Below are 18,437 nucleotides of genomic sequence, written 5' to 3'. Positions count from 1 at the left end.
ATCGTACCATGTGACGGCCGGCGCCCGTCAAGGCGCCGCGCTGCGGGAGGGCCAAGAGAGGGAGGCCAGGTCGGGATCTGGCACCAATGACAAGGGCCATCGATGATGGCCCTTGTCCGGTTATCGCTTTAGCAAGACAGCCGTTAGCAGCGGTTGCCGGCGCGGGCGACCCGGCCCTCGGCCAGCAGCCGATAGTCGCCGGTGGCGGCGGGGACGAAGGCGGACTGGCCCTTCTCCAGCCGCAGTATCTGCTCACCCTGCCTGAGCGTCACTGTGCCATCGATGGCAAACAGGATCTCGGCGCTGGCGGTGGTGAGTGCATGCTCACCGGCCGGATAGACGCTGAAGGTGAAGTCCGGCACCGGCACCTCGAAGTGCTGCACCTCACCCTCGAGGCGGGGGGCAAGCAGGATCTGATCGTCGGGTTTGGCGACGCAACGGGTGCAGTCCAGCAGTTCGGCCACGTCTATGTACTTGGGGGTGAGACCGGCGCGCAGCACGTTGTCGGAGTTGGCCATGATCTCGAGGCCGGTGCCGCGCACATAGGCGTGGGGGGTGCAGGCATCGAGGAACATGGCCTGGCCCGGCTCGAGGGTCACCACGTTCAGCAGCAGCGGCGAGAACAGCCCCACATCCCCCGGGTACTGGGCGGCCAGGCTGGTGATCAGCGCGAAGGTCTCCTCGTCCCGATGCTCGGCGGCATAGGCCAGCAGCCCCGTCAGGGCTTCCTCCTTGCGCGCTCCTGCCAGGATCAGCAGCTGGTGGAAGAAGTGTTGCAGCCCAGCCTCATGCGGGTTGGCGGCGAGGGCCGCGACCAGCTCGGCCAGGGCTGGCAGCTTGACCCGCTCGAACAGCGCCAGGATGGCGGGAATGGCGCGAAAACCGTTCATCGCCTGATAGGGGGTGAGGGCAAACACCAGCTCCGGCTTGTGGTTCGGATCCTTGTAGTTGCGATTGCTCGCCTTGGCGTCGATGCCGGCGGCCTCTTCCTTGGCAAATCCCGCTTCGGCCTGCGCCTTGCTGGGATGCACCTGGATGGAGAGCGCCTTCTCGGCACAGAGCACCTTGAACAGGAACGGCAGGCTGCCGAAGCGGGCGACTGTGGCCTCGCCCAGCACGGCGCTGGGGGCGGCCTCGATAACGGCGGAGAGCTTCTGTGCGCCGCCCGCCAGGTTCACCTCGGAGCAGCCGTTGGGATGGGCGCCCATCCACAGCTCGGCCTGGGGTTTGCCGTCCGGATTGGGGATGCCAAACAGGGTGGTGAGGGCGTCATGGCTGCCCCAGTCGTAGCCTTGAATCGGGTTTTGCATCAACAGAAAGGAGGGCAGATCTCGACTGCTCATAAGGGACGCCTCATTGAGTTTGAAGAAAGTGGTTTGCAGAAAAGGGTGGAATTGACGGTCCGGCCCGGACTATAACATGGGCGACCTTTGCCGCCGCAATCGCTTGCCTCTCTCTTGATCGGGATCATCATGTCACTCATCTTCAGCCAGCTGCTCGACGGCGCCCTCCACGAACAGGTTCCTTTCGAGCAGATCTGGTTCGCCAGCGAGCAGGGGGTTCCACCCGGCTTCAGCTATCAGGTCAACTTTCCCCGCCTCGAACTGGTGTTCAGCGGCGAATACCGCAACCAGATCTGGGACAAGGAGCTGGGCTGCAAGGAGATCAGCGTGCTGCCGGGGCAGGCGCTCTACATCCCCCCCAACGGCTGGAACAAGCCACAATGGACCACCGACTGCTCGGTGCTGAGCCTGCTGTTTGGCAAGCGCCAGCTCGGCTTCAGCCTGGTGAGCAAGCGGCGGGAGGACCCCGACTTCTTCGATGTGCAAAAGCACAGCATCATGGCCAGGGCCGGCCACGTGCTCGAACACATCTTGGCGGCGCTCAACGTGCTGACCGAGGATCCCGGCCGCTCCCCCACCGACAACCACCTGCTGCAGGCGCTGCTCACCAGCGCCCGCCAGCTGCTGGCAGAATCCGCCGCCGAGCGGCCCAGGGGAGCGGATCTGTTTCACGGCATCTGCATCTACATTCAGGAGAACTTTCACCGCCCCGTCACCCGGGACTCCATCGCCCACCGCTTCAACGTCTCGGCCAGCCATCTCTCCCACCTGTTTCGCGAGCAGGGCCACATGCGGCTGGCGGACTACATCAGCTGGGTGCGGATCGACAGGGCCAAGTTCATGCTGAAAAAGTACCGCTTCCGGCTGGAGGAGGTGGCGAGCCGCTGCGGTTACGGCGATGTGAACTATTTCTGCCGGGTGTTCAAGCAGAAGACCGGGCTGACCCCGTCCCAGTACCGCTCCCTGAGCCAGCCCCAGGGGCAGCCGGAGGATCTGGCGGGATGAGGACGGATGCCATTGGACCCGCATCGGCGCTGGCGCCGGCGGGCCTCGCCGCATGCCGGGCGCGTACGGACAGAGCGCACTGTGATCCAGTACTCGACTATGGTCGGACATGCACGCTCGCCATTTGATTATGAAAATGGATGGGCTAAGATGGCCGCGCGCAACGATCAGATTTATAACAAACGGAAGTTAGGAGATGCCGATGGAAAGCAAAGTAGTTATCCCGACCCAGGGTCAGAAAATCACAGTCGATGCCAACGGCAAGCTGAAGGTTCCCAACCACCCGATCATTCCGTTTATCGAAGGGGATGGCATCGGTGTGGACGTGACCCCGGCCATGTTGAGTGTGGTGAATGCCGCGGTCGAGAAAGCCTACAAAGGCGAGCGCAAGATCGCCTGGATGGAGATCTATACCGGCGAGAAATCGACTCATGTCTATGGCGAAGGTGCCTGGCTGCCGGCCGAAACCCTGGATTTCATTCGTGAATACTGCGTGGCCATCAAGGGCCCGCTGACCACCCCGGTCGGTGGCGGTATTCGCTCCCTCAACGTGGCTCTGCGCCAGGAGCTGGATCTCTACATCTGCCTGCGCCCGGTCCGTTACTACGAAGGGACCCCGAGCCCGGTCAAGCGTCCGGATCTGACCGACATGGTGATCTTCCGCGAGAACGCCGAAGACATCTACGCCGGCATCGAGTGGAAGGCGGACAGCGATGAAGCGAAGAAGGTCATCGCCTTCCTGCAAAACGAGATGGGCGTGAAGAAGATCCGCTTCCCCGAGTCTTGCGGCATCGGCATCAAGCCGATGTCCAAGGCCGGGACCGAGCGTCTGGTCCGTGCCGCCATCGAGTACGCCGTCGACAACGATCGCGACTCCGTGACCCTGGTGCACAAGGGCAACATCATGAAGTTCACCGAAGGTGCCTTCAAGGATTGGGGCTATGCCCTGGCCCAGAAAGAGTACGACGCCCAGTTGATCGACGGCGGCCCCTGGTGCTCCTTCAAGAACCCGAAGACCGGCAAGACCATCATCGTCAAGGACGTCATCGCCGATGCCTTCCTGCAACAGATCCTGCTGCGTCCGGCCGAGTATGACGTCATCGCCTGTATGAACTTGAACGGTGACTACATCTCCGACGCCCTGGCCGCTCAGGTCGGTGGTATCGGCATCGCCCCGGGCGCCAACATTGGCGACGGTGTGGCGCTGTTCGAGGCGACTCATGGCACCGCGCCCAAGTATGCCGGTCAGGACAAGGTCAACCCAGGCTCCCTCATTCTCTCCGCCGAGATGATGCTGCGCCACCTGGGTTGGGTCGAAGCGGCCGATCTCATCATCAAGGGCATGGAAGCGGCCATCGCCAACAAGACGGTCACCTATGACTTCGAGCGACTGATGGAAGGCGCCACCCTGCGCTCCTGCTCCCAGTTCGCCCAGGACATGGTCGACCAGATGTAATCGGGTTTCCCAAAAGCAAAACCGGCGCCATGAGCGCCGGTTTTTTTATGGGTGACAGACGAAGGCTCTTGCCTTATTGCGCCTGCTCTATGTGTTGTTGATAACGTTGCTGCCACTTGCTGCTCTCGGCTTCGTCGCCCTGGGCCTGCCAGAACTCGCAGATGGAGTTGGCGAGTTCGGAGGCCATGGCGTGATCGCCATCGCGACGGCTCATCAGATATTGTCCCAGCCAGCTTTGATACTGTTTCATTGCCCGATCTCCTTATCTAAGGTGCCCTTGGTGATTGCCCTCTGGCCGAGCGAACTCGCCAGATATGACTCAACCAGGTCACTTGTTGTGCTGCGCGACTGCTCGTTGTTATCACCGGATTGGGTAGTGATCTCGCCGGATATGGGCGTCAACGGGGCGCAGATGTCAAAAAACGGCCCCTATCGTATCACAAAATAACCAACTTGGGGGGATTGACGGCAGGGGGAGGGGCGTGGGTGCCGGCAGATCTTGGGTAAAGAGCATGCCATCTTGCTGATCCCAGAAGAGAAAAACCCGCCAGGGTGGCGGGTTTTGCGGCTTAAAAAAAGATCAGATGTTGGCGGTGGCCAGGTATTTTGCCATCTCGTCCACCGGCACCATGCCACCGCCGGTGGCCCACACCAGGTGGGTGGCCTGTGCCATGCGCCGGGTATCCAGACCGAGGGATGCCTGCCACTCGCCATCGGCGCTGACCCGCCAGGGACCCGGCATGCCGGCGAGGGCGGAGGGCTCGAGGCGGATCTGCTCGTCCCGCGCCAGCAGCCCCAGCAGGTCATACATCTCCTGATCGCTCAGGGTGTAGAAGCCATCGAGCAGCCGTTCCATGGCGCGGCCGACGAAACCGGAGGCGCGCCCCACCGCCAGGCCATCGGCGGCGGTGAGGTTGTCGATCCCCAGATCCTGCACCGCGATCTGATCGTGCAGGCCGGTGTGCACCCCGAGCAGCATGCAGGGGGAGTGGGTGGGCTCGGCGAAGAAGCAGTGAACGTCATCCCCGAATGCGAGTTTCAGGCCAAACGCCACCCCGCCCGGACCGCCGCCCACTCCGCAGGGCAGGTAGACGAACAGCGGGTGTTCGGCATCCACCTCGATGCCCATCTCATCGAACTGCTTTTTCAGCCGCTCGCCCGCCACCGAGTAGCCGAGAAACAGGGTGCGGGAGTTCTCGTCATCGATGAAGAAGCAGTTGGGATCGCGCTCGGCCTCCTTGCGCCCCTGCTCCACGGCCACCCCGTAATCCTCGGCGTATTCCACCACTATGACCCCGTGTTCGCGCAACTTGCGCTTCTTCCACTCCCGCGCATCGGCGGACATGTGCACGGTGACGGTGAAGCCGAGCTTGGCGCTCATGATGCCGATGGACATGCCGAGGTTGCCGGTCGAGCCCACGGCGATGCTGTATTGGCCGAAGAAGCGGCGGAACTCATCGCTGAACAGCTTGCTGTAGTCGTCGTCTTCGCGCAGCAACCCGGCCTTGATCGCCAGCTGCTCGGCGTGGGTCAGCACCTCGTAGATGCCGCCACGGGCCTTGATGGAGCCGGAGATCGGCAGGTGGCTGTCTTTTTTCAGCAGCAGCCGGCCGGTGAGGTCAACGCCGTAGCGCTGGTTGAGGGTCGCTTGCAGGGCCGGGATGACCGCGACTTCGGACTCCAGAATGCCCCGCATGGCACGGGTCTCGGGGAAGGCCTGGCACAGGTAGGGGGCGAAGCGGGCCAGGCGGGCTGAGGCGTCCGCGACGTCGCGTTGATCCAGCCCCACGTAGGGCAGGCCGGCCGCCAATGTGGTGGCATTGGGGTTGAACCAGGTCACAGGCTCGAGAGAGATCAGCGTCTGAACCAGCGGGTACTGAGAAATGAGCTGCGCAATGTCGGTATTTTTCATGGGATGTCTCTGTCTTTTACACGATATAGGAGAGCAGGAAGGTGCCGGCCAGCGCCATCAGGGAGGCGAGGAGGGTGGCACTGGTGTAGTACTTGAGCGTTTCGTTCAGGGTAGCGCCGCAATACTGCTTCACCAGCCAGAACAGGGAGTCGGTCACCATGGTGCAGCCGATGGCGCCTGAGCCGATGGCGAGGGTCATGATCTCCGGGCTGATGTTCGGGTAGTGCACCATGATGGGGGCGACGATGGCAGTGGCCCCCATCATGGCGACGGTGGCGGAGCCGACGGCGGCGTGCAGCACTATGGCCACCAGCCAGGCCAGCAGTATGGGGTGCATGTCCAGCTGGGAGAGGATGGTGGCGAGGCTGTCCCCCAGGCCACTGGCCTTGAGCACGCCGTTGAAGGCGCCGCCGGCCCCGATGATCAGCAGTATGTTGGCGATGGAGGAGAAGCACTGCTCGGTCTTGTCCAGCAGCCCTTCCATCTTCATGCTCTGGCGGATCCCCAGCACGTAGTAGGCGGTGAAGGCGGCGATGAACATGGCGGTGATGGGGTTGCCGATAAACTCCAGCAGGGTATAGAGGATGGAGCTCTGATCCATGTTCAGCTCGGCCACCGTCTTGGCCAGCATCAGCAGTATGGGCAGCAGCACGGTGAAGAGGGAGGCGCAGAGGGAGGGGAGCTCGGCCTCATCGCGCGCCTCGATATTCGCAAAGGCGGCGGGTACTTCTTTGAACGGAACCCGTTTGCCCAGCAGCTTCAGAAACAGCGGGCCGCCGACCAGGGAGGCAAAGAGCCCGACCGCGAGGCCATAGACGATGACGGATCCGATATCGGCTCCCAGCTGATTGGTGACATAGAGCGCGGCCGGATGGGGCGGCACTATGCAGTGCACGGCCATCAGGGCGGTGCAGAGCGGGATGGCGAGCGTCAGCAGCGAGGTGTTGGTCTTGCGGGCGATGGAGAAGGCGAGCGGGATCAGCAACACCACCCCCACCTCGACGAACAGGGTGATGCCGCACACCAGGCCGACCAGCACCATGATGACCTGAGGCGAGAGCCAGCGGCATTTCTGCAGGGTGAGACCGATGCGCTCGGCGGCGCCCGATACCTCCATCATCTTGCCGAGTATGGTGCCAAGGCCGATGACGGCGGCGAGGAAACCCAGGGTGCCGCCTATGCCCTCCTCCATGGCACTGACCATCTTGACCGGGTTCATCCCCATCATGGTGCCGACATAGAAGCTCGCCAGCAGCAGGGCGAGGAAGGGGTGGATCCTGCCCTTCACTATGGTGAAGACGATCAGGATGATGCTAGTCAGCAAGGTACCGACGACCCACATTTCAGAATTCATACTGCGCCTCGACAAGGGTGATAAGAGATGAACGATGGGCCTATTGAACGGGAATGGCGCCGGGCTGACAAATGATGAAAATGGCGTCTTGGATGAGCTGGGTTGATGCAAAGGTGCCACATTCATCACATTTAGCTGTGGATCTGTGACTTGGATTCGGTTGCTTCATCCTAAAGCGGGCTTTCCGGGATATCATGACGGCGATCTTTAGCCGGTGGTGGGGAAGGCGGATGTATACCGAAGACAACTATGTATCGAGAAACAAGCTGCTGAGCGGCTATCAACTCTCCAAGCTGCACACCTTCGAGGCGGCGGCCCGCCATTGCTCCTTTGCCCTGGCGGCGGATGAACTGGCGCTCAGCCCGAGCGCGGTGAGCCACCGGATTGGTGCGCTGGAAGAGGAGCTTGGCTTCAAGCTGTTCCAGCGTTTTCACCGCAAGGTGATGCTGACGGTGGAGGGGCAGCGGATCTTCTGGGCGCTCAAGTCCTCGCTGGAGTTCATCAATCAGGAGATCCTGGAGATCAAGAATCAGGAGCTGTCCGGTTCCCTGACCGTCTACTCCCGCCCCTCCATCGCCCAGTGCTGGCTGGTGCCGCGGCTCGCGGACTTCTCCCGCCTGCATCCCCAGATCGATCTCAACATCATGACCGGCAACGAGAACGTCAACCTGCACGGCTATGGCATCGATCTGACGATCTATTTCGACGACAAGATGCCGGAGCGGCTCGCCATCCACCCGCTGATGGATGAATACATGGTGCCGGTATGCAGCCCCGACTATGCCGAGCAGCATGGGCTGCTGGATAACCCTGACAACTTGTCTCGCTGTCGCCTGCTGCACGACAGGCAGGCCTGGGGGTACGATTCCGACACCGACGAGTGGTGCAGCTGGGCCCGTCAGGCCGGGATCTCCCTCGACGGCTGTCAGTCGAGCATGGGCTTCGATCGCTCCGATCTCGCCATCATCGCCGCCATGAATCACGCCGGGGTGGCCATGGGCCGCAAGAACCTGGTGCGCCAGCGGCTGGAGCGCAACGAGCTGGTGGAGCCCTTCCCGGGCAGGGAGGTGCGCTGCGAGCAGCGTTACTACATGGCGACGCTCCCCAACCGCCAGTGCCCCAAGATCCAGGCCTTCATCGACTGGATAGGCGCCCAGGCCGCGATGGCGTGCTGAGTCGGAGGGCCGCAAGGCGGGGTATTCCTGTGGCGGGGCTGGCTGGCTCACCGCGGCTTATTTTATCCGGTGAGTGGATAATGCCCTTGGTATTCGCAGTGGATGGCAGACTGACATGAGTCGGGAGAGATCTGGTGTTTTATCATCCCCCGGTGCTTGGATGACTCCATGCTCATTTATCGGATCGACGAATATCCTGGCTGAGGATCTGACCGTGATTAACCAAGGCTGAAGAAAATAATGTCTAGCTGCCCTCTTTTTCAATAACGACAACAGTGTGAATTAACGGCAACGAATAATGGTCATGATGTTGTCAAGCCTCCCTCTGGCACTATAAAATCATTATGTTGTTATCGAGCGGACATGCTATTCTCAAACTGTGTTATCCCTGTGACATACAAAAATAATTCTGTGAGGAAGTAATGAACGAGTTTCTGAAAGTTCTACTGAACATTCGCAGCTTGCGTGCTGCCATTCGTGAACTGCCGTTTGAGCAACTGCAAGAAGCGAAAGAAAAGTTTGATCTGGTATATAACGAGCGTGCCGAGTCTGTTGAACAGGAACGTGCCGAGCAGGAAGAGCGTCAGCGCAAGCTGAGCGAATTTACCGAGATGCTGCAACAAGCCGGTATCGACCCGCGTGAGCTGATCGGCAGCGTCGCTGCCCCGGCAGCCGCTGGCGCAGCCAAGAGCAAGCGTGCTCCGCGTCCTGCCAAGTACAAGTATCAGGAAGATGGCCAGGAGAAGACCTGGACCGGTCAGGGCCGTATGCCGAAAGCCATTGCCGAGCAGGTTGCGCTGGGCAAGGATCTGAACGACTTCTTGATCTGATTGTCTGGATCCGCTTGTCAATAATGCCGCCCAATGGGCGGCATTATTATTTTTGGGATAATACGAAATCACCCCCATGGCGCCGCTGCACTATTTTCGCCGGCATATCTGGATCTGCATGATCATCTCGATCCAATAAAGAAGATTCCTCCTGCTGGAAGCAATGGGATCAACCTTGACCCCATCATTGCCGGCGACTCAACGCTGGACTCATACAGCCCATTTATTTTCACCTATGAAACTCGCAGAACCCTGTGACGGACCCCCTCATCGAGGAAATGAGAGGGCACTCTTTCAGTCAGACTTCTTCGTTCTCCCCGAGATGCTGTTCGCGTGGCCATAAAGGCATTAACTCATGTCGGGTTATTTAACTCGGGTTATCGCAGGTCTATTTGACCCTCGGCGACTGGCGATATGCTCAGTGTGTCTGGGGATAATGATGGCGGCTATTTAATGCAGGGATCTGGAGCGATCCCTGGCATTAACAAATAAGCGGTCGATTAACTGACCGGCAACGCCTCTTCGCGGCGGGTCGACGGCGAGCTTGTCCCCTGGGATTGCCGGCGAGCCTCGACGGCATCGGCCAGCATGGCCAGCAGCGTCTGGCTGTCATCCCAGCACAGACAGGCATCGGTGACCGACAGGCCGTACTGGAGTTCACTCAGGGGGGCTGGTTTCTGGCTCCCCCCCTGCAGGAAGCTCTCGACCATGACGGCGGCGATGGCCTCGCTGCCCTCGCTCAGCTGGCGGCAGAGCTCCCCGGCGACCCGGATCTGGTTCTTGTGCTGTTTCTGGCTGTTGCCGTGGCTGCAATCCACCATCAGTCGATGGTTGAGCCCCTGCCGTGCCAACCGCTCGGCGGCATCCATCACATCGCTCTGGTGATAATTGGGCAGGGTGCCACCGCGCAAGATGATGTGGCCGCTCGGATTGCCCTCGCTCTTGATCACCACTATGCCACCCTGGCTGCCGGGGGCGGTGAACAGATGGGAGGCTTTGCTGGCCTGGATGGCATCGATGGCCACCCGGATATTGCCATCTGTGCCGTTCTTGAAACCGACGGGACAGGGCAAGGCCGAGGCCAGCTGTCTGTGTACCTGGGACTCGGTGGTGCGCGCCCCTATCGCCCCCCAGCTGATGAGATCGGCCAGGTAGAGGAAGCTGGTGGTATCGAGAAACTCGGTGGCGGTGGCCAGCCCCAGCCGGTTGATGTCGAGCAGCAGCTGGCGCGCCAGGCACAGACCCTGGCCGATGTCGTTGCTGCCATCCAGATGAGGGTCGAATACCAGCCCCTTCCAGCCGACCGTGGTGCGTGGCTTCTCGAAATAGGTGCGCATCACTATCAACAGCCGGTCCTGATAGGCCTCGGCGAGGCGTGTCAGGCGCCGAGCATAGTCGAGCGCGGCGAGGGGATCATGGATGGAGCAGGGGCCGATCACCACCAACAGGCGATCGTCTGCACCGGTCAGGATCTGGCGAACCTGGTGACGGTGCTGGTCAATCTGCTCCGCCATCTCGGCAGGGCAGGGATGCTGTGCCAACAGGTCGGCAGGAGTGGGGAGCGCCTCCACCGCGAAGGCGCGCATTACCGAATTCAAAACTGCCATCTGGGATTACCTTGCTGTGCAAATGGGGTCGATGAGGTGCCTGCGAAACCCGGACGCCGGATCAGGCGGCGAGGGACGCTGACATATCACTCCTTGTTGAGAGTGATTATCATTATCTTGTTGTCAGTCTCAAATGCAAGCACTAGAACGAGGATCACCAGAATGGGGGGAGGGGGTAAAAAGGGCAGAAACCGGATTGCAATCGGGCCCGATCCAGAATGGGAAAAGGCCCGATAAATACAAGGAAAATAAGGCGTTATCAGCTATCCATCACGACATGGCGATCCTGATGGTAGGCGTCCTCATCCTTGCCGTGGCGCCAGTAGGGCACCGCATAGACCTGGGAACGATCCACCTCCAGCGCGCGCCTGACATGACGGCGCAGCGGCACCACCAGCCCCTCTTCCCCACCGAACCAGAAATAGCTCTGCTCAGAGGCCATGGGCAGGGCTGTGAAATGGTTCACCAGGGGCTCGGTCTGGTCGGGAGTACCGACAAACCAGCGCAGGCTGACACCGACGGGCAGCGACAGATCCTGCACATCTTCCCGATGGGGCACCAGCAGCGCGATATGGCCCCGGGCTTCGGCCGGCATCACCTCTGCCATGGCGCTGATGGCGGGCAGGGAGGTGAGATCCCCCGCCATGTAGTAGTGCAGGGCCGGCTGCAGCATGGGATCCGGGCCGCCGGGGCCTGAGATGGCCAGCAGATCGCCAGGCTGGACCCGCAGGGCGAAGCGGCTGGCCGGGCCGGCATCGCCGTGCAGGGCGAAGTCGATGTCCAGCTCCAGCGCCTCACGCCGGAAGGCGCGGATGGTAAAGGTGCGGAGGATGGGCTTCTGGCTCGGATCTTCCCAGCGGGGCCCCTTGGGGGTCGGGGTCGGCAGCACGGCATGGGGCTGGCCCGGCTGGGGCAGCATGATCTTGATATGGGCGCCGCCACAGCTGAAGGGGTAGTCGGCCAGCTCAGGGCTGGTCAGACAGACGCGGCGCAGATGGGGGCCCACATCATGGACCTGTTTGACTGTGAGCAGGCGAGGGCGATTGACCGGGGCGGGCTGTGACATATGAGTACTCCTGACAGGCAATGGCGCTCATTTTTCATCAAATGAAAATTATTATCAATTGGTTTGTGGGTGGGAAGGGGGCCACGGCCGGGAGGGATATTTACCCCGGCCGTGGCACAGAGAGGCGGGAGACTAGCTCCGATCGCTCCCCCCCAACGCCTGGTAGATCCCGGCCATGGTGTTGAGCTGGCTCTGCTGTTGGGTCAACAGGCTGAGCTCGGCATCCCACAGCCTATTCTGCTCATCCAGCCAGGGCTGTACCCCGGTGGCACCGGCCTGGAAGCGGGCCCGGGCCAACCGCTCTGCCTCCCTGGCATAGCCCAGCTGCTGCCCCAGATAGCGCAGGCGTTGCTCGCCCTGATGGCGGGCGGCCAGTCCGTCTTCCACCTCCAGCAAGGCGCCGTAGAGCTGCTTGCGAAACTCGGTCTCGGCGATCTGGTAATCGACCTCGGAGCTGGCGATGGAGAGCTTGGTCTTGTTGTACTCGAGGAAGGGCAGGGCCAGGGTGGCCCCCAGGGTCCCCACCGGATTCTGCAGCACCTGGGTCAGGGTGTCCGAGGTGGTGCTGGCGCTGCCGGTCAGGTTGAGGCTGGGGTAGAAGCTGGTGCGGATCTCGTCCCCCCTGGCCAGCGTCTTGCGCAGCCGCAGCTCGGCGGCCCGCACATCGGGGCGCCGGGCCAGCACGTCGGCCGGGATGCCGACCGCCAGCGATGGGATGGGGCTGGTCGTCAGGGCGGCCGGGATGAACTCCAGCGGACCGCTGCTGCGGCCGAGCAAGAGCCGCAGGGCATTGCCAGCCTGCTCCCGCTGCAGGACGAGGGAGGCGAGCTCCGCCTGCTTGCCGGCTTTCTGCTGGCCGGCCTGCACCAGATCGAGCCGGGTAACGGCACCGGCGTCATATTTGGCGCGGGTAAGCTGCTCGGCGCGGCTGTAGTTGGCGAGCTGGCGCTCGCCGAGGGAGATGGCCGAGCCGAGATAGGCCAGCTGCCAATACTGCTCCAGCGCCTTGCCGATCAGCATCAGACGGGTGGCCGCCAGATCCTGCTCGCTGGCCTGAGCCTCCCAGCCGGCCTGATCCCGGACCGAGGCGAGTTTGCCCCACAGATCCACCTCGTAACCCAGGTTGAGGGAGGGGCCCAGATTGCGGCTGGTCACGCCGGTGCCCATGTTCTTGTTGCCGCTGACCCCTATGCTGGCGTTGACCGAGGGGGTGAGATTGGTGTCGGCCAGGCTGGCGCCAAGCAGGGCGTTCTTCAACCTGAGCCCCGCCACCTGCATATCCGGGTTGGCGGCCAGCACGGCATCGACCAGCCGGTCGAGGGCGGGATCCTTAAACCCCTGCCACCAGAGGCCCGCCTGCTGCTGGGTGAGCCCCTCGTCGGCCTGCTGCCAGCTCGGCGCCACGACCAGATCCGGTTGGTGATAGGTGCTCTGCTGACTGCAGGCGCTGAGGACAAGGCCGGCGGCGAGGCAGAGCGCTGGTCGCGATAAGAGGCTGCGGCCCTGTCTGGATAAGAGGCGGCGCCTCTGTCTGGACAAATTGCGCATCATCATTCCCTTGCCAGCGCCTCGACCGGATCGAGCCGGGCCGCGTTGCGGGCAGGCAGGTAACCAAACAGGATCCCGATGAGCGAGGAGCAGCCAAAGGCCATCAGAATGGAGAAGAGCGAGAAGTGCATCTGGAAGCTTTCCACTATCAGTGAGAAGACGAAGCCGATGAGCAGGGCCAGGCCGATGCCGAGCAGGCCGCCCAGCAGGCTGACCATCACCGCCTCGATCAGGAACTGTTGCAGTATGTCGGACTGACGGGCGCCGACCGCGATGCGGATCCCGATCTCCCGGGTGCGCTCCACCACAGACACCAGCATGATGTTCATCACCCCGACGCCGCCGACGATGAGGGAGATCACCGCGATGGCGGAGACCAGCAGGGTCATGGTGGCGGTGGTCTTCTCCACCGACTTGATGATGCTGTCGCTGCTGAAGGTGAAGAAGTCTTTCACCCCGTGGCGTTGGGTCAGCAGTGCCACGGCGGCCTGCTCGGCCAGGGCGGGCTGGATCCCGTCCTTGACCCGGATGGTGATCTGGCTGAAGTGGTTCTGGGAGATGAGACGGCTCATCACGGCGCTGTAGGGCAGCCAGACGGTGACCGACTGGCTGCTGCGGCCAAAGCCGGTCTCCTGCGCCACCACGCCGATGATGCGCACCGGCAGGGTGCCGACCAGCACCACCTGGCCGATGGGGTCCTCCTTGCCGAGCAGACTCTCTATGGTCTTGCCATCCACCACGGCCACCGCCGTCCGGCTCTGGATATCCCGCTCATCGAACAGCCGGCCCTGGGTGAGCGTCATCCCCTTGACCCGGAAGAAGTCGCTGCCGACCCCGACCACGTTGCCGCTGCTGGTCTTGTTGCGATAGCGCAGCTGACCCGAGGTCGCGATCTGGGGGCTGGCCCCCTCCAGATAGGGTTGGCCGAGCAGGGCGTCGAGATCCCGCTCGTTCAGGGTCTGGATGCTGGCCGCCTTCTCATCTCCCCAGTCCTTGCCGGGGAAGATGTCGATGGTGTTGGTGCCCATGGCGTTGATGTCATTGATCACCTTGGCGCGGGCCCCCTGGCCGAGGGCGACCACGCTGACCACGGCGGCGATGCCGATGATGATGCCGAGCATGGTGAGGAAGGTGCGCATGCGGTGTGCCAGCATGGCGTGCAGGGCCATGCGGCCCGCTTCCCGGTAGCGATCCCAGCCCTGGCTGCCCCGTTTGGTGATGGATGCCGCAGGCTGGCCGGCGGCGTGGGTCGGCGTGGGTTCGCGCTTCTCCACCGGCTCTGCGGGCAGGGGGAGGCCTGGTTCGGCCTGGTCTATGGTCGTCGCTGCGGGCTGGCCACTGTCGTCCACCATGCGCCCATCGCGCAGGGGGAGGCCAGGCTCGGCTTGGTCTGTGGTCGCCGTCGCGGGCTGGCCACTGTCTTCCACTACCCGTCCATCGCGCAGGGTGATGATGCGATCTGCGTGGTTGGCCACCGCCATGTCGTGGGTCACCAGGATGATGGTGTGGCCCCGGCCATGCAGCTCCTTGAGGATGGCCATCACCTCCTTGCCGCTGTGGCTGTCGAGGGCCCCGGTGGGTTCGTCGGCCAGGATCACCTCGCCGCCATTGGCCAGCGCCCGGGCTATGCTGACCCGCTGCTGCTGCCCGCCGGAGAGCTGACCCGGCCTGTGGTGGCTGCGATCGCTCAGGCCGAGGCGGGACAGCAGGGTGCGGGCCCGCAGCTGGCGCTCGGGGCGCGAGGTGCCGGCGTAGATGGCCGGGATCTCCACGTTGGCGGCCGCATCCAGATGGGGCAGCAGGTGATAGCGCTGGAAGATGAAACCGAAGTGGTGGCAGCGCAGGCGGGCCAGGGCGAGGGCATCCAGCTGGGCGGTGTCCTGCCCGCGGAACAGGTACTCGCCCGAACTGGGGCGGTCGAGGCAACCCAGCAGGTTCATCAGGGTGGACTTGCCGGAGCCGGAGGCGCCGACGATGGCGACCATCTCCCCCGCCTGGATGCAGAGATCCAGCGGGTGCAGCACCGTGACCTCTTGCTCCCCGCTCTGGTAGCGACGCTCTATGCCCTTGAGCCGGATCAGGGGCTCGCTCACGGCCTCATCTCCCCGTTATCGTCCTGGACGGGCTTGCCCTGCTCCAGGGTGACCTTGTCCTGCTCGTTCAGGCCGCTCACCACCTCGATCTTGATGTCGTCCTTCATGCCGGTCTTGATGCGGCGGGTCTCTTTCTGCTCGTCGTCCTTGAGCAGGCTGACCTCATATTCGTTGTCCCCCAGCTTCTTGCCGAGGGCGGTTTGGGGGATCGCCAGCACCTGCTTGCGTTCACCCAGCACTATGGTGACCTGGGTCGTCATGGCGACCCGCAGCTGATGGTCCGGGTTGGGCACATCGAACAGGGCGTAGTAGTAGACGGCCGCGTTGCTGGTCGCCGTGCTGCTGGCGGTCTGCTCGTTGATGTTGGTGGGGGCCAGCTCGACCGTGCGCAGGGTGGCGTGATAGCGGGTATCCGGATCCCCGATCAGGGTGAAATAGACCGGCATGCCAGCCTTGACCTTGGTGACATCGGCCTCCGAGATCTGGGCCTTGACCGTCATGGTCTCCAGGTTGGCGAGCTTGAGCAGAGTCGGCACCGTCTGGCTGGCGGCCAGGGTCTGGCCCTGGCGGGTCACGATGGAGACGACTGTCCCGTCCATGGGGGCCTGAATGCGGTTATAGCCCAGCTCTGTCTTGGTGCGATCCACCTTGATCAGGGCGCTGTCGACGTCGGCCTGGGCACTCTGCAGCTCGGCCCGGGTGACCGCCAGCTGCGCCTCGGCACTCTCCAGATCGGCCCGGGAGCTCGCCTCCTGCCTGAACATCTGCTGCTGGCGGCGCCAGGCCAGCTCGTTCTGCTTGAGCTGCGCCTGCTTGATCTTGAGCTGAGCACGGCGGCTGGCCAGATCCGCCTCGGCGGTCTTGAGGTTGTTCTGGGCGATCAGGGGATCTATCTCCGCCAGCAGGTCTCCCTGCTTGACGTGCTGCCCGGCTTCTACGGCCAGGTAGGTTACCTGACCCGAGACCTGGGCACCCACATCCACCTGCTCGATGGCTTGCAGGACACCGCTGGCCAGCACGGTCTGCTCCACGTCCTGGCGGATGACGGAGGCGGTCAATACCGGGGCCTGCGTCTTGCCGGGCCAGGCCAGCCAACCGATGATGGCCAGCAGAATGAGGACGAGCAGGACGAGCTTGCCCTGCTTGGGGAGTATTTTCATTTATCACCTGAACGAAACGTGCGAAGCCGTGCAAGGGCAATATCCTGCAGCAAACAGCGCTGAAAAAACAGCGAGCAATATGTAAGAAATCATGTGGATGGACTTGTCAGTAACGCTGTGGCCAGCGGGCAGTCACGTCCCGAGCGGGTGCCATGGCACCGGGTTGAGCGGCGCAGGGAAAAGGGGAGGGGAACAAAAGAGCGCCCACCCCAGGGGCGGGCGCTCGAGGGATCAGGCGACGGCCTTGCTCTGCTCGGCATAGGGTTCGTGGCAGATCTGGATATCGATGGGAAGCTTGTAGATGAGCAGGCGCGCCAGGGAGCCTTCCATCCAGTGGTGACGGCTGCCGACCAGCAGCAGTTGGGTCGGGTGTGCGGCCAGCCAGCGTCGCAGATCCGACACCACCTCATTCACCACCAGGCACTGGTAATCCACCGGATGCCGCAAGGTGGTGATGAGCTCGCTGATGACGGCCTTGGCGTCCAGAGTGCCCTGGGCACTGCGCTCCTCTTCCGACAGCGACAGGCTGTCACGCCGGGTCTTGCTACTGTGGGTCAGGTGCAGCAGGGTCAGCGTGCAACCCATTCCCTGCGCCAACTGGCTCGCCTTGGCCAGCGTCTCCTGCTCGTAATCCTTGCCTTCCAGCAACAGCACTATATTGGTTGGGGTCATAAGCAGTTCTCCTTGGCATGTGCGGGTCATGGAGGACAAGACGGCTGTCCCTTCCCATGGCGATCCCGCGAGATGTCACATCGAGCGAACCATTGTGCGTCGCCGCGCATCGGCTCGCTTAACACATCATAACAAATTGAGTTGAATGGAAAATGAAGGGGATTGTGAGGGGGATCGCGAACGGACTCGATGCTGGATTGGGTCGCCCCCATGCGGGCTGGCATAGGGGCTAGGGCAGTGATGAGGGGGGTATGGGGGGCTCGGCGCTCAGGCGAAGTGTCTGGCGAGCCAGGGCAGTCCTTCCTTCTTGCGGCTGACGGCGCCGGCAAGGTGGACGGGTTCGCCCGGCAAGATACCGGCGCTGGCGAAATGGAGCTGGCTGTCCCCCTTGGCCAGATCGGTCAGCATCAGCACGTAGGCATCCAGCTTGTCTCGTGCCAGCCTCTCCTGCATCGCCTGTTGCAGCTCATCCTGCCGGGCCAGGATCTCGGCCGGGTTCATCACACAGATCTGGCTGACCATCAGGGAGTGACCCGCGATCTGATAGGCCTTCTCGTCGGCGGTGAGCAACTCGCTGAGTGGCGCGTCGCCCAGCTGGGTGCGGCGCTCCAGCAGGGTCTGGGCGAAGGGGGCAAGCGCCAGCCCGGCGATGGGGAGCAGCCGGTCGACCGCGACCCTGTCCTGCTCCGTGGTGGTGGGGGAGGTGAAGTTGAAGGTGTCGCTGACGATGGCGCCCAGCAGCAGGCGGGCCTGGGCGCGGGACAGCTTGTCATAGCCCATCAGCTCAAGCAGCACTGTGGCGCTGCAACCGACCGCCCTGATCCAGGCATCGAGCGGGCCACGGGTGATCAGGGTGCCGATGCGGTGGTGGTCGATGAGGCCCTGCACGTCAGCGTCGGCCAGACCTTCCGGCCCCTGCTCCAGTTCGCTGAAATCCACCAGAAAGACCGGCTTGTCGGCCACGCTGCCCGTCAGCACGGGCGGAGCCTCGACCCCCGCCGTCTCCAGGATGAAGCGGGTCTCGGCGATGGGGCTGCCCAAGGCGAAGGCCTGGGCGGGGCGGCCCTGGCCATTGAGCCAGTCGGCGGTGACCAACGCGGTGCAGATGCTGTCGCTGTCGGGATTTTTGTGGCCAAAGACATGAAGCATGGGGTGTTCCTGATGTGGGGTGGTGGCCGCGGTGCCGGGCCATGAGAGAGAGGGCCTTGGGCCCGAG

General features: G+C 62.8%; 15 protein-coding genes. 4 read left to right on the top strand and 11 right to left on the bottom strand.

Features of this window, described 5'->3' with window-relative positions; genetic code table 11:
* Positions 1-143 precede the first annotated feature (143 nt).
* The gene (gene manA, locus KW825_RS04775; protein WP_218328409.1) at positions 144-1,343 is read right to left on the bottom strand and encodes a mannose-6-phosphate isomerase, class I; all 1,200 of its coding nucleotides are present in this window, start codon (positions 1,341-1,343) and stop codon (positions 144-146) included.
* 129 nt (positions 1,344-1,472) lie between these two features.
* On the opposite strand from manA, the gene KW825_RS04770 reads away from it, so the two are divergent.
* Positions 1,473-2,348, top strand: coding sequence for an AraC family transcriptional regulator (locus KW825_RS04770; protein WP_218328408.1), 876 nt, complete (start codon positions 1,473-1,475; stop codon positions 2,346-2,348).
* 202 nt (positions 2,349-2,550) lie between these two features.
* Entirely contained in the window at positions 2,551-3,804 is a 1,254-nt protein-coding gene (icd, locus tag KW825_RS04765; RefSeq protein ID WP_042653865.1) for an NADP-dependent isocitrate dehydrogenase, read from the top strand.
* Between the two features lie 73 nt (positions 3,805-3,877).
* Here icd and KW825_RS04760 read toward each other — a convergent pair whose 3' ends face one another.
* From KW825_RS04760 to dsdX, 3 genes are all read right to left on the bottom strand, one after another.
* On the bottom strand, positions 3,878-4,054 hold the full coding sequence (locus KW825_RS04760) for a hypothetical protein (RefSeq protein ID WP_126623380.1): 177 nt from the start codon (positions 4,052-4,054) through the stop codon (positions 3,878-3,880).
* A 330-nt stretch (positions 4,055-4,384) separates the two neighbouring features.
* Positions 4,385-5,716: a D-serine ammonia-lyase gene (locus KW825_RS04755; RefSeq protein WP_218328407.1), complete on the bottom strand. Its 1,332-nt coding sequence runs from the start codon at positions 5,714-5,716 to the stop codon at positions 4,385-4,387.
* 16 nt (positions 5,717-5,732) lie between these two features.
* Positions 5,733-7,070, bottom strand: a complete 1,338-nt coding sequence (gene dsdX, locus KW825_RS04750; RefSeq protein WP_218328406.1) for a D-serine transporter DsdX — start codon at positions 7,068-7,070, stop codon at positions 5,733-5,735.
* Between the two features lie 230 nt (positions 7,071-7,300).
* On the opposite strand from dsdX, the gene dsdC reads away from it, so the two are divergent.
* Both dsdC and KW825_RS04740 read left to right on the top strand, forming a co-directional pair.
* The gene (gene dsdC, locus KW825_RS04745; protein ID WP_218328405.1) at positions 7,301-8,245 is read left to right on the top strand and encodes a DNA-binding transcriptional regulator DsdC; all 945 of its coding nucleotides are present in this window, start codon (positions 7,301-7,303) and stop codon (positions 8,243-8,245) included.
* Between the two features lie 422 nt (positions 8,246-8,667).
* Positions 8,668-9,075, top strand: a complete 408-nt coding sequence (locus tag KW825_RS04740; protein WP_042653861.1) for an H-NS family nucleoid-associated regulatory protein — start codon at positions 8,668-8,670, stop codon at positions 9,073-9,075.
* A gap of 500 nt (positions 9,076-9,575) precedes the next feature.
* Here KW825_RS04740 and KW825_RS04735 read toward each other — a convergent pair whose 3' ends face one another.
* The 7 genes from KW825_RS04735 to KW825_RS04705 all read right to left on the bottom strand — a co-directional run bounded on the left by KW825_RS04735 (position 9,576) and on the right by KW825_RS04705 (position 18,370).
* Positions 9,576-10,682 carry a 3-deoxy-7-phosphoheptulonate synthase gene (locus KW825_RS04735; protein ID WP_218328404.1) on the bottom strand — a complete coding sequence of 369 codons (1,107 nt, stop codon included), beginning with the start codon at positions 10,680-10,682 and terminating at the stop codon, positions 9,576-9,578.
* A gap of 259 nt (positions 10,683-10,941) precedes the next feature.
* Positions 10,942-11,748, bottom strand: coding sequence for a siderophore-interacting protein (locus tag KW825_RS04730; RefSeq protein ID WP_218328403.1), 807 nt, complete (start codon positions 11,746-11,748; stop codon positions 10,942-10,944).
* Between the two features lie 132 nt (positions 11,749-11,880).
* Positions 11,881-13,296 (bottom strand): efflux transporter outer membrane subunit, encoded by a 1,416-nt coding sequence (locus KW825_RS04725; protein WP_218328402.1) that lies wholly within the window; start codon positions 13,294-13,296, stop codon positions 11,881-11,883.
* A gap of 2 nt (positions 13,297-13,298) precedes the next feature.
* Positions 13,299-15,389, bottom strand: a complete 2,091-nt coding sequence (locus KW825_RS04720) for a MacB family efflux pump subunit (RefSeq protein WP_218328401.1) — start codon at positions 15,387-15,389, stop codon at positions 13,299-13,301.
* Positions 15,386-16,549 (bottom strand): efflux RND transporter periplasmic adaptor subunit, encoded by a 1,164-nt coding sequence (locus KW825_RS04715; RefSeq protein ID WP_218328400.1) that lies wholly within the window; start codon positions 16,547-16,549, stop codon positions 15,386-15,388. Before KW825_RS04715 ends, KW825_RS04720 begins: the two co-directional genes overlap by 4 nt.
* 231 nt (positions 16,550-16,780) lie before the next feature.
* The gene (locus KW825_RS04710; RefSeq protein WP_042653855.1) at positions 16,781-17,221 is read right to left on the bottom strand and encodes a universal stress protein; all 441 of its coding nucleotides are present in this window, start codon (positions 17,219-17,221) and stop codon (positions 16,781-16,783) included.
* 267 nt (positions 17,222-17,488) lie between these two features.
* Positions 17,489-18,370 carry a DHHA2 domain-containing protein gene (locus KW825_RS04705; protein ID WP_218328399.1) on the bottom strand — a complete coding sequence of 294 codons (882 nt, stop codon included), beginning with the start codon at positions 18,368-18,370 and terminating at the stop codon, positions 17,489-17,491.
* Positions 18,371-18,437: the final 67 nt, after the last annotated feature.

The organism is Aeromonas sp. sif2433, assembly GCF_019218705.1.
In the GTDB taxonomy this organism is placed as follows: Bacteria; Pseudomonadota; Gammaproteobacteria; order Enterobacterales; family Aeromonadaceae; genus Aeromonas; species Aeromonas encheleia.
This window is presented reverse-complemented; position numbering and strand designations above follow the sequence as displayed.

Bases quoted from the DNA above. Each gene is read 5' to 3' on its own strand.
- manA (WP_218328409.1), bottom strand. From the start codon at position 1,343: ATGAGCAGTCGAGATCTGCCCTCCTTTCTGTTGATGCAAAACCCGATT.
- KW825_RS04770 (WP_218328408.1), top strand. From the start codon at position 1,473: ATGTCACTCATCTTCAGCCAGCTGCTCGACGGCGCCCTCCACGAACAG.
- icd (WP_042653865.1), top strand. From the start codon at position 2,551: ATGGAAAGCAAAGTAGTTATCCCGACCCAGGGTCAGAAAATCACAGTC.
- KW825_RS04760 (WP_126623380.1), bottom strand. From the start codon at position 4,054: ATGAAACAGTATCAAAGCTGGCTGGGACAATATCTGATGAGCCGTCGC.
- KW825_RS04755 (WP_218328407.1), bottom strand. From the start codon at position 5,716: ATGAAAAATACCGACATTGCGCAGCTCATTTCTCAGTACCCGCTGGTT.
- dsdX (WP_218328406.1), bottom strand. From the start codon at position 7,070: ATGAATTCTGAAATGTGGGTCGTCGGTACCTTGCTGACTAGCATCATC.
- dsdC (WP_218328405.1), top strand. From the start codon at position 7,301: ATGTATACCGAAGACAACTATGTATCGAGAAACAAGCTGCTGAGCGGC.
- KW825_RS04740 (WP_042653861.1), top strand. From the start codon at position 8,668: ATGAACGAGTTTCTGAAAGTTCTACTGAACATTCGCAGCTTGCGTGCT.
- KW825_RS04735 (WP_218328404.1), bottom strand. From the start codon at position 10,682: ATGGCAGTTTTGAATTCGGTAATGCGCGCCTTCGCGGTGGAGGCGCTC.
- KW825_RS04730 (WP_218328403.1), bottom strand. From the start codon at position 11,748: ATGTCACAGCCCGCCCCGGTCAATCGCCCTCGCCTGCTCACAGTCAAA.
- KW825_RS04725 (WP_218328402.1), bottom strand. From the start codon at position 13,296: ATGCGCAATTTGTCCAGACAGAGGCGCCGCCTCTTATCCAGACAGGGC.
- KW825_RS04715 (WP_218328400.1), bottom strand. From the start codon at position 16,549: ATGAAAATACTCCCCAAGCAGGGCAAGCTCGTCCTGCTCGTCCTCATT.
- KW825_RS04710 (WP_042653855.1), bottom strand. From the start codon at position 17,221: ATGACCCCAACCAATATAGTGCTGTTGCTGGAAGGCAAGGATTACGAG.
- KW825_RS04705 (WP_218328399.1), bottom strand. From the start codon at position 18,370: ATGCTTCATGTCTTTGGCCACAAAAATCCCGACAGCGACAGCATCTGC.